The 11,325-nt window shown below is 33.6% G+C and carries 12 protein-coding genes; 3 read left to right on the top strand and 9 right to left on the bottom strand.

Annotated elements, in window-relative coordinates:
- The 8 genes from Cyrtocomes_RS03380 to mnmG all read right to left on the bottom strand — a co-directional run.
- A partial coding sequence (locus Cyrtocomes_RS03380) for a hypothetical protein (RefSeq protein ID WP_322497797.1) occupies positions 1–217 on the bottom strand: 217 nt, incomplete at its 3' end.
- 166 nt (positions 218–383) lie between these two features.
- Positions 384–632 carry a hypothetical protein gene (locus Cyrtocomes_RS03375; protein WP_322497796.1) on the bottom strand — a complete coding sequence of 83 codons (249 nt, stop codon included), beginning with the start codon at positions 630–632 and terminating at the stop codon, positions 384–386.
- A gap of 143 nt (positions 633–775) precedes the next feature.
- Positions 776–1,120, bottom strand: coding sequence for a hypothetical protein (locus Cyrtocomes_RS03370; RefSeq protein WP_322497795.1), 345 nt, complete (start codon positions 1,118–1,120; stop codon positions 776–778).
- A gap of 77 nt (positions 1,121–1,197) precedes the next feature.
- Positions 1,198–3,072, bottom strand: coding sequence for a 1-deoxy-D-xylulose-5-phosphate synthase (gene dxs, locus Cyrtocomes_RS03365; RefSeq protein ID WP_322497794.1), 1,875 nt, complete (start codon positions 3,070–3,072; stop codon positions 1,198–1,200).
- A gap of 176 nt (positions 3,073–3,248) precedes the next feature.
- Positions 3,249–4,094, bottom strand: a complete 846-nt coding sequence (locus Cyrtocomes_RS03360) for a ParB/RepB/Spo0J family partition protein (protein WP_322497793.1) — start codon at positions 4,092–4,094, stop codon at positions 3,249–3,251.
- A 7-nt stretch (positions 4,095–4,101) separates the two neighbouring features.
- Positions 4,102–4,872 carry a ParA family protein gene (locus tag Cyrtocomes_RS03355; protein WP_322497792.1) on the bottom strand — a complete coding sequence of 257 codons (771 nt, stop codon included), beginning with the start codon at positions 4,870–4,872 and terminating at the stop codon, positions 4,102–4,104.
- Entirely contained in the window at positions 4,862–5,464 is a 603-nt protein-coding gene (locus Cyrtocomes_RS03350) for a 16S rRNA (guanine(527)-N(7))-methyltransferase RsmG (RefSeq protein WP_322497791.1), read from the bottom strand. Before Cyrtocomes_RS03350 ends, Cyrtocomes_RS03355 begins: the two co-directional genes overlap by 11 nt.
- The gene (mnmG, locus tag Cyrtocomes_RS03345; protein WP_322497790.1) at positions 5,430–7,253 is read right to left on the bottom strand and encodes a tRNA uridine-5-carboxymethylaminomethyl(34) synthesis enzyme MnmG; all 1,824 of its coding nucleotides are present in this window, start codon (positions 7,251–7,253) and stop codon (positions 5,430–5,432) included. The genes Cyrtocomes_RS03350 and mnmG overlap by 35 nt, the downstream gene beginning before the upstream one ends.
- 65 nt (positions 7,254–7,318) lie before the next feature.
- On the opposite strand from mnmG, the gene ruvX reads away from it, so the two are divergent.
- The gene (gene ruvX, locus Cyrtocomes_RS03340; RefSeq protein WP_322497789.1) at positions 7,319–7,774 is read left to right on the top strand and encodes a Holliday junction resolvase RuvX; all 456 of its coding nucleotides are present in this window, start codon (positions 7,319–7,321) and stop codon (positions 7,772–7,774) included.
- Positions 7,775–7,913: 139 nt separating this feature from the next.
- Here ruvX and secD read toward each other — a convergent pair whose 3' ends face one another.
- Positions 7,914–9,452: a protein translocase subunit SecD gene (gene secD, locus Cyrtocomes_RS03335; RefSeq protein WP_322497788.1), complete on the bottom strand. Its 1,539-nt coding sequence runs from the start codon at positions 9,450–9,452 to the stop codon at positions 7,914–7,916.
- Positions 9,453–9,693: 241 nt separating this feature from the next.
- Here secD and Cyrtocomes_RS03330 point away from each other — a divergent pair, with 241 nt between their 5' ends.
- Entirely contained in the window at positions 9,694–10,728 is a 1,035-nt protein-coding gene (locus tag Cyrtocomes_RS03330; RefSeq protein WP_322497787.1) for a flagellar basal body P-ring protein FlgI, read from the top strand.
- Positions 10,725–11,123 carry a hypothetical protein gene (locus Cyrtocomes_RS03325; RefSeq protein ID WP_322497786.1) on the top strand — a complete coding sequence of 133 codons (399 nt, stop codon included), beginning with the start codon at positions 10,725–10,727 and terminating at the stop codon, positions 11,121–11,123. Before Cyrtocomes_RS03330 ends, Cyrtocomes_RS03325 begins: the two co-directional genes overlap by 4 nt.
- The last annotated feature ends 202 nt before the right edge of the window (positions 11,124–11,325 follow it).

Raw genomic sequence — 11,325 nt, 5'->3', positions numbered from 1 at the left:
AGCTTACTCCTAAACGACCTATTGCATCATGTATGCCAGACTTGCTACCACCTAATCTAATAGCTCTTTCATAGCAATAGTCCGAAGGGTGTTTATCTTCAATCAATGCTTCTCTATTGATTACACTCCAAGCTCTTATTCTATTTTTTGGGGGGTCTAGCTCTTTCTTCCACCTAAGTTCTATCTGAAACAGTATATCTGAAACTAATGGCTTCATATGTCATACCTTCTTCATTTAACTTCATTAGCTTCTTTCTAAATTCTATTGGATATGACATTTTTTCTTTATATAGCATTTATATCATTTTTATCAAAATTAGCATGACATTTTATAACGGATTAGCTATACTGCTTGATAATGATATACATCTATTGCTTTTCAACTAACAGACTGTATTTTGTTCACTTGATTGATAAAAATCCGCTTCACCTATATCAGGCCTTAATTGCACTAAACTAATAGCGATAATTTTATCTCCGTTATCTTTAGAAATTACTCTCAAAGCAGCACTATAAAATCTCTTACTTTTTATCGCATAATCTAAGTAGGTAGTAAGAGCAGTAAACGTACCAATATCCAGTGTATCATTTTGGTGGTTTGGAATCTGCTGTAAATCAGCTACCGTAACCACCTGTAAAGAGCTATTATCTTGTTACCTATCATTCACTTTATATTCTTCCCAACTCATAAAATTACACCAAAACATAAATGTTTTAAATTCACACTTTATGCCAAATAACCATTTGTACCAGCTTATGAAATTTTTACTTCAAATTAAGACACAAATAAAAGCAGCAATACCAGAAACGTTGGTTGAAGATAATCTTTTAGCTCTGCTAATATTAGCAATACAGCACAATTATCATATAATTTATTAGAAGATGAATTTGTTACTTTTATAAATTGCGGCCGCTGCAATAAAAGCTCTATTTTATAAGAACAGAACCAACTAAAACCTATTTTCGGTGTAATGTAGCACTTATCCACATCCACCTTAATAATACTATTTAGCCCCCAATATTTAGATATACACTTTTTGAATGCAGGACTGTTATACAATGTGTCAAAACAAGTTCTATAATCAACATTTATATGGAGTTTCGTAGTATCTACATACACACCTGGCACCATTATATATTCGGAAGTTTTTCCACTACTAGGAATATAAATTAAATTATTTTGTTAACGCAAATCACCTATATAGAATAAAATTCCTTTATTTTCTTTGTAAACCTGTCCACTAATCCATTAGTACACATACGAACCTCTTTATAGGCTTCCTCGATAGTCTGATGCTCAATAAATTTATCTGGTATAAATATTTGCTCCAAATCTATTTTTACACCACTTTTTCCTAAAAATTCAGCCACATGTGACCCAAACCCACCAATAACCCCCTCTTCTACTGTAAAGAGTACTTCATGACTCCGCGCTAGATCTTCAATTAATTTATAATCAATTGGTTTTGCAAAGCGTGCATCTGCAATAGTTATGCTAACGCCATACTCTGATTCTAAAATTTTAGCCGCCTCAATACAACATTCTAACCTGGTACCAAGTGAAATTACCGCCAACTTTACCCCATGCATTATCACCCTACCAATCCCCAAAGGTATGGGCTTAGGTTTTTCTAATTTCTGTTTAGTAACAGAGCATTTAGGAAATCTTATAGCACATGGCCTATCATTTAATGAATATGCTGTAAATATCATCATTGCAAGTTCTTCAGGAGAGCTAGGGGCCATAACAACAAAATTTGGTATATTTGATAGAAAGGCTATATCAAATATACCAGCATGTGTAGGGCCATCCTCACCAGTGAAACCAGCTCTATCTATTAAGAACCTTACTGGAAGAGACTGTATTGCTACATCATGTATTATCTGATCATATGCCCTTTGTAAGAAGGTTGAATATATATCAACGAATGGCTTTATTCCTTGAGAAGCAAGTCCAGCTGCAAAAGTAACAGCGTGCTGCTCTGCTATGCCTGTATCAAATACTCTATCAGGAAAAATCTCTTTCATACTTTTTAAGCAAGTACCAGTAAGCATAGCCGCACTTATTGCCACTACCCTGTCATCATTTTTTGCTATATCTATTAACGTATCTACACAAAATTGACTCATACTAGTCAATTCTGCATCACTTTTTTTCTTATGTAATGAAGAAATAGTGTGGTACATCTCATCACATTCCACATGCCCTATAAAACCTCTACCCTTTTCAGTAATAATATGTAACAGTACAGGATTAGTAATATACGTATTATTTTTTATATTCTCTAAAACAGAAAGTAACGCATAAATATCATGCCCATCAACCGGCCCAATATAATGCATCCCAAGCCCTTCAAACAAATTATTACCAGAAATAATACTTTTCGCATGTTTTTCTGCTTTTTTTGCAAAATCTGAAAGAGAATTTGGCATGAATTTTATGAAATCTTTTGCTAAATTTCGCATTTTTAAAAGTGGGACTGAAGTTATTAATTTTGTTAAATATCTAGTCAACGCACCAACAGCCGGCGAAATAGACATCTTATTATCATTTAAGATAATAAGAAATTTTCCATTAAACTCATGCAATGATACATTATTTATTGCCTCATATGCCATTCCAGAGCTTAGAGCACCATCACCTATTACACTAATGACATTTGCTTTTTTATTATTTAGCTTATTTGCAATAGCCATACCAAGCGCCGCTGATATCGAGGTTGAGCTGTGCCCAGCTCCAAAAGTATCGTATATACTTTCACTTCTACGCAAAAAACCAGATATATGCCCCTTTTTCCTAACATCTTTAAGTGCATTACGCCTTTGTGTTAAAATTTTATGAGGATAAGATTGATGGCCTATATCCCATACTAACAAATCTTCTGGAGTATTAAAGATATAATGGATAGCTATCGTAAGCTCAACAACGCCTAAACTTGCACCAAGATGCCCACCACGATCTAGCGCAATACTAATAATTTCATCTCGGATCTCTTTCGATAACTCAATAAGATCCTCTGGATTCAAGTCCCTCAACTCTTTAGGTGAGTTTATATTATCTAATATTCTCAACTTTCAAACAAAATTTAAACATTACTTAGCTATCACCTTAGATAACATAGATACAAATGTATCTGAAGTGGCAACAATAATCATACTATAAGAAAATATAATAATACTGCTGCAGCCTATAATACTAAATTTATTAAATCTCCTTCAACTGTATAAAATATCTATTCCAGATATTTTCATTGATTGGAAGACCTAATAAGGCCAATCTTATCTTTAATCATATTTGTTTCATCATCACTTTCAGAAAGTATAAGAAAGAGTGTTTTTCCACCATCACTTATAACACTTAGTTTTGCATTTGGTAAAAACTGCTCCATATTTGCCTTATTACTAAGTATCTTTTTAACATTTGTTAATATAAAATCTTTTTTCTTATTTATATTATTACCACTAACTTTATTTTCTACTTCCCTCACGGTCATATTATTCTCTACTACTGATTTAGTTAGTGATTCTGGATCATCACTCGCAAGAATAGCCCGTGCATGACCTACAGTTATCTCTCCAGAGTTAAGCTTTTCTTTGATAAAATCTGGTAATTTTAAAAGTCTTAACATATTTGCTATATAGCTCCTACTCTTACAAAGCTTAGTTGCTAGATCTTCTTGTGTATAATTAAATTTTGTCATCAAGTTATTATATGCCTGCGCTTCTTCTAGCGGCTTTAGATCTTCCCTTTGTATATTTTCTATTAAAGCTATTTCGCTTATCTCTTTCTCTGTTAAATTTTTTGGTATCGCAGGTATCTCTTTAAGTCCCGCTGCTATTGCGGCCCTCCACCTTCTTTCACCTGATACTATTTCATACCTACCATCTCCTTGCGGATTAACAATTATTGGCTGTAAAACCCCATACTCTGCTATAGAATTAGAAAGTTCTTTTATTTCATTTAAGCCAATTTTTTTTCTTGGTTGATCATGATTGGGCCTTAACATATTAACTGATATGCGCAAAATCTGACTACCATTACCTGCAGTCGGTAACAAAGCTGAAAGACCTTTACCCAATACACCTTTTTTCATAGTCGCATCAATTATCACTAAAATCTAATATTTCTTTTGCAAGCATTACATAAGAGACAGAACCAAGGCAATTAGTATCATACAAAAGAGCTGGCTGACCATGAGATGGAGCTTCTGAAAGCTTTATATTTCTCGGTATAACTGTTTTGTAAACTAATTCCCCAAAATTTTCCCTTATTTCCTCTTCAATAGCCCTTGAAAGATTGTTTCTTCTATCGCTCATTGTTAAAAGTATACCCTCCATATATAATGCTTCATTAGCATAACTTTGTATCATTGATATAGTCCTCATTAATCTAACAAGACCTTCCATGGCAAAGAATTCGCATTGTACCGGCGCTATAACTGAATGAGAAGCAACTAGCGCATTTATAGAAAGCAGACCTAATGAGGGCGCGCAGTCAAAAATTATATAGTCCAAGTTAGATAAATCAGATTTTTCTAGCTTGCTTTTTAACAAAAATTCTTTGTTTCGTAAATTGACAAGCTCTACTTCTGCGCCAGCTAAATCTATACTAGATGATATAATTTTTAACCCATCTATAAGAGTATCTTTTAATATATCTTGTAGCAACACATCCTCTTCTATTAGTAAGTTATATGAACCTTGCCCTTCTTGCTTAACACCTAAGCCAGTAGTTGCATTTCCTTGAGGGTCCAAGTCTATTAAAAGCACGTTCTTTTTTGCAATCGCAAGTGCTGCAGATAGATTAATTGCAGTGGTAGTCTTTCCTACACCACCTTTTTGATTAGCAATAGATATGATCTTAATGTGCATTTATACTTTTTAGCATGGCAATACTACGATTATTCACATAATCATTGCCTATGGTCAACATATATATTGCATAATTATTTTTTATTTCGCGAAAATTTGTATCTTTCGGAGCATAAACCATATATGTCACATCGTTAGCAGCCGCCTCTTTTGTTAACTCTAAAAGATTTTTTACGTTAGTTACAGATCTTGAAACAATACAGTTAAAATTCTTACCACGAAGCTTTGAAACACAGCAATTTTCAACCGTTACATTTACCTCTAATTCACTTTTAACAAAATTAAGAAAAGATGCCTTTTTAATATTTATTTCTGATAGACACACAGTAAACCCAAGAATTGCTAAAATCATACCAGGAAACCCAGCTCCACTACCTACATCCAGAATATTCATATTGCCTGGAATCAATTTTGATAATTCAATAGATTGAGCTATATGATTTTTTAAAATCTCTTCCTCGCTCATTTTTCTTGAGATAAGGTTGATTTTACCATTCCATTTATTTAATAATTTCTCATAACAAAGTATTTTCTCAAATGTTTCACGTGAAACATTTTTACAAATCCTTTCGTAAATATCTTTTTTTAACATACCTTTTAACTATAAGTATTGAGGCCGGCGTTAATCCTTTAATCTTTTTTAGTTCATTCATATTTTTTGGCTTAGAATACTGAAGCCTCTCTACGGCCTCAGATGAAAGAGACGGCACTTCTTTATAAGAAATATCAGAAGGTATCTTTAAATTAGAATCTTCTTGCAACGCAGCTATATCAACACGCTGTCTTTCTTCATATACTCTGTAAAGATACTTCGCATATAATTTCTGCAAAACAATCTTACTATATAAGGAATTACTAAAATGCTTATATAGTAGAGTTATAGAAAATTTCGGATCTGGAATTAATTCTAATATCGTACGATTTTTCAAATCAGAATCAAAACGCTCATCAGCACATATAGATTCCAATCTGCTAAAATTATTTTGAATCTCTTGAAATACCTTGTTCCTTTTTTCGGAAATAAGGCCAACAGCTATACCAAGAGAGTGAAGCCTTTCATCTGCATTATCAGGTCTTAATGATATCCTAAATTCAGCTCTAGATGTCATCATTCTATAAGGTTCATTAACACCCAAAGAAACCAAATCATCTATCATAACGCCTATATATGCCTCAGCTCTAGAAAGCACAAATTCCTTACCACAATGCTTTAAAACTGCATTAGCTCCAGCAACAAGGCCTTGCCCAGCCGCTTCTTCGTATCCTGTCGTACCATTGATTTGACCGGCAAAAAATAATGATTTAATATTTTTAGATTCTAAAGTCTGAAATAACGATGTTGAATAAACGCAATCATACTCTATAGCATATCCATATCTTATGACCTTAGCATGACCAAAGCCAGGAATAGTTCTGATAAATCTATCCTGGATATCTGCAGGCAGTGATGTACTGATCCCATTCGGATATATTATATTACTTTTTAAACCCTCGGGCTCTAAAAAGATTTGGTGCGATTCTTTACCAGAAAACCTAACAATTTTATCTTCTATAGAAGGGCAATATCTAGGACCTATACCAGAAATCATCCCGGAATACATAGATGACTGATCAATATTATCTTTTATGATACCATGAGTGCTAGTGTTAGTGCGTGTGATATAACAATCTATCTGCTTTACATCTATTTTATCATTTAGATATGAAAATGGCTGCGGTATTACATCACCGCTTTGGACCTCAACTTCATTAAAATTTATACTATCTCTCTCTATTCTAGCAGGCGTCCCAGTTTTTAACCTAAATGTCTCGATTCCATATCCCCTAAGTTTTTCGGGTAATTTTGTAGAAGATATTTCACCATACCTACCGCCATCAGAGGCTTTAGAACCAACAAAGATCTTTCCGGAAAGAAATGTACCTGTTGTTACAACTATAGATTTTGCAGCTATATATTGCCCTGAAATTAATCTAAGCCCCCTTGCCTCACCATTATCAACATCTATATCAATTACCTCCCCCTCTATTATCTTTATATCCGCAAATGATTCTATTAAAGATTGCATCGCATCTGCATAAAGCTCTCTATCTGCCTGAGCTCGCGGCCCCCATACAGCCGGCCCCTTACTATCATTAAGGGTTTTATAATGTATACATGCCATATCTATCGCTCTAGCCATAAGACCATCTAGAGCATCTATCTCTTTTACAATAATCCCCTTCGCCACACCACCTATGGAAGGATTACATGACATTTGCCCAATGTTAGAAAATGACATAGTAACAAGGCATACCTTGGCTCCTAATCTTGCTGCTGCGGCCGCAGCTTCACAACCAGCATGGCCGCCACCAACTACAGCGACATCAAAAGTGGCTTGCATGAGAGGGATAAAATGGTTTAAAAAGCAGAGATGATACTTTAGTATCTATTTATTATCAAGTTCATATGGACCTGTTTTATCCAAACGAAAGAGAAAAACTTATAAAATATATAAGAGAAAATCACCCATGCAAAATAGCGGCACTTGACATCGGAAGAAAGAAGGTTGGCTTTGCTATATGTAACACATTAGTTAAGGCATCTGTGGCAAGAGTAAGTTTTGTTAATTGCTCCCTTAATTCGATTTCACAAAAACTAAAAGAAGAAAATATAAAAGCTCTTATTATTGGAATAAGCATGATGGGAGAGGAGATAATTGAATCAGCTCTTTATATAAAAAATTGTGCAAAAAAAATATGTACAAACCTTAATATACCAGGATTATTGGTAAATGAGGCATTTACCACTACTATTGCCGATTCTATTCTTAGATTAGAGGGGATGAATAGAAGAGAACGCAATCAAAAAGATGATTCAATCGCTGCGCTGATCATGCTAGATGAATTTTTAGAAAAGTTATAAAAGTAATAACGGCTACCATAATTATGATAATTCACTGTACGCTTCATGTTATTGCTATAACATGAAGCACTTATGATATTTACTATACAGCATCCAATATAATACCTTTTAACATACAACTTTATGCAACTTAGGCTTGTTAATTAGTACGTCTTTGCAGAAAGGAATAAAAAAACTCAATGAAAAATTTTGTAAGGAATACTGCCGTAATCATAGAGCATACTATACCCACTATCAAACATATAGAAAATCCCCTTACTGGCCCATATGAAAAAATATAAAGAATAATGCTAGAGATTACAGTAGTCACATTCGAATCGGTAATCGTTATAATCGCAGATTTATAACCGCTTTCTATGGCTTTTATATATGATGTTCCATTTCTAAGCTCTTCCTTAATTCTCTCATATATAAGAACGTTAGCATCTACCGCCATTCCTGTGGTTAGCACTATTCCCGCTATACCAGGCAATGTTAACGTAATACCAAATATGGAAAATACCGAAATTAATAAAGTTAGATTAAAAAATAACCCAATTACAGCAATAAACCCAAAAAATCTGTAAAATAGAATCATTATCAGCGTTATTATAGCACAACTCATTTTTGCAGAAATTACCCCATGCTCTATAGAATATGTACCAAGCCCAGGACCAACAGTTCTTTCCTCAACAACATTTAACTGCATAGGTAATGCACCAGCCTTAAGTAAAAGCGCCAATTCATTCGCTTTTTTCATATCAAAATTACCAGATATAGACCCAGATCCACCTGTAATTGATTCTCTTATAACCGGTATATTAAGTACCTTATTGTCTAATACAATAGCTATAGAATTCCCTATGTTTTTAGAAGAAATTTCCGCAAAACGCTTGGCGCCAAACTTATTTAGTTCAAAATTGACTATTGGTATACCTATTTCATTAATAGATACGAAAGCATTCTCCAATTCCTCACCAGTCATTAATGGACGTTTTTTAAAGATAACTTTTTTAGATTTATCCCAATCTAATATTAAGCAATCTTCATCAAAACCAATTTCAGTCTCATCAAACCTAGCAATACGTACAACTTTATGAAATGAGAGTTTTGCAGTTTTACCAACAAGCCCCTTAACTTCAGATGGATCTTTTGCCCCAGGTACCTGTATTAGTATACCACTCTCCCCTTTTTGCTGAACCTCAATCTCTTTCGTACCTTTTGAATCTACTCTATGCCTTACTATCTCAACACTTCTCTTTACAACGTTCTCAATAAGCTTGGCTACTTTGGATTTATCAACAGTTATTAGCGCAGTATTAAGACTAAACGAATAATCAAATATACTATCTAATTCTTTAAATTTCTTAATTAACAAATCATTATCTTCTACCCTAAAAGAAATTGCGATAGAACCATCATCTAATATATTTTTTGAAATCTCTAGCGCATCTTTTTCTATTGAAATCCATAAATTTGAAAGTTTCTGGTTTATTATAGAATTTTTGTATTTCTCTGTATCACCTTCCAACATTATAGATGCCCCTCCCTGAAGATCTAACCCTAAATTAAGACGTTTAGGGCGTATATATTCCGGAACTTCAGAAAAATAATCACTAAATATACTTCCAAAAGATATATATAGACTTATCGGCAATATTATTAAAAATAATATTGTTCTATACTTAAAAGAGCTCATCCCATATACCAATCAGCTAGTTTTACAGTCTATTTAAATCAAATGTTATAATACAACAAATGAAAATTTCTCTAATTTCATTAAAGTATTACTAGCATGGCATGATTAATAGAAACTAAAGATATACCCTGCATTAAAATTTTATAAATATTTACAATAATTTAAATCTAACATAGCCTTACTTATTAATTGTCCAGATATTGGTATAAATTGCTTGATAAGACGTTTACTCTCTATATTGGTGGCGTTATGCTTTCCACTGAATGTTGTTTTTGGCGTACCTGCTAGACTGAAGGATATAGTCTTTTTCGAAAGCATCAGAGAAAATGCGCTACTTGGTTATGGCATAGTGGTTGGATTAGAGGGCACTGGTGATAATCCAAATAATGCAGTATTCACTCAAAAAATGATAGTGGATTTTCTTGAAAAGCTCGGCCTCAATACCAAAGGTGATAAAATCAGAAGTAGAAATATAGCTGCCGTTGCAGTTACAGGAAGCTTACCATCATTTGCAAGGAGTGGTAATAAACTTTACATTAATGTAAGCACTATTGGCGATGCAAGAAGCCTTAAAGGCGGTATATTAACTGCTACTCCTTTATTTGGAGCAGATGGTAATATATATGCACTTGCTCAAGGCCCTGTGAATATAGGCACGGCTACAGATCCCAATCACTCAAAAACTTCCGGCTATATAACAGAGGGAGCTATTGTTGAAAAAGAGATCGAATTTTCGCTCAATGATATAAATGAAATTAAGCTTGCATTAAGAAATCCTGATATTGGTACGGCGCGTAGTATAGCCGCAGCGATAAATATGCAAATGAGAGGAAAATTTGCCTCAGCATATGATCCAGGTACAGTTAAAGTCGATATACCACTTGCTTATAAGATGGAGAATAATGTGATGGATTTTTTGTCTGATATAGAAAATCTTACAGTAGAGCCAAATATGACAGCAAAAGTAATAATAGATGAGGGCACTGGCACAGTTATCATAGGTGAATCTGTAAAAATTGGAAAGGTGGCTATATCTCACGCTAATATGGTTATAAGAGTTGGAGATAATGATCTTTTATCTTCTATACTAAGTGCTAACAAAGAAGAAGAAAACGAGCCAGGTGTTGGTTTTTCTATGCTAAATGAATCTGCAGATCTTTCAGATTTGGTCAATAACTTAAATTTGTTGAAGGTAAAGGTACATGATCTTATAACCATACTTATAGGTATACAAAAAGCTGGTGCATTACACGGTTCTTTAGAGATAAGAAGATGAATAATTTAGAATTTGAGCTTAAGCTTTCCTATCTTTTAAAGCTGTTGGAGATGGAGGAAAAATTGATAACAGAAGGAAAATTTGACGTTTTGAACAATCTTCAAAGAGAAAAACAATACAAGCTAACATCAATATTAGCGGAAGTGAAATTCCTAAATAAGAGCGATGCTAGCATGCCAAAAATCAACACACTAATGTCTCAGATATTAAAAAAAGCCAGCTCTAATTATAATAATGTAGATATATTATATGGCGCATATTCTGTTTTTGCTTCTGCGGTAAATAATATAGCTAAAGAGAGATCAAAAAGTAAGGTATATGGCAGATTAGGTAGCGGCATGGTCCGCGGTTATAAAAATACCGAGCCTGTAATACTTAATTACAGTGGCAATTAGTTTTATTAATTAGTTTAGTTTTTTATGAGTACAGGAATTAATCAATTAAGTAAATCAATACAGAATACCTCTTCTGTGCTGAATATAGGCACTGTTAACAAAGGTTGTATTTAATAGATGCTAAAGCTATAAAGGCAAGGAAAGAGAGATCGGATTTCTCAAATCGTAATGCTAAGCGTCGATTTTCTTTGAGTTTAGCGAA

The organism is Candidatus Cyrtobacter comes (assembly GCF_034470605.1).
Taxonomy (GTDB): Bacteria; Pseudomonadota; Alphaproteobacteria; order Rickettsiales; family Midichloriaceae; genus Cyrtobacter; species Cyrtobacter comes.
Note: the sequence above shows the minus strand (reverse complement) of the source record. Positions and strands in the feature narration are given on the sequence as shown.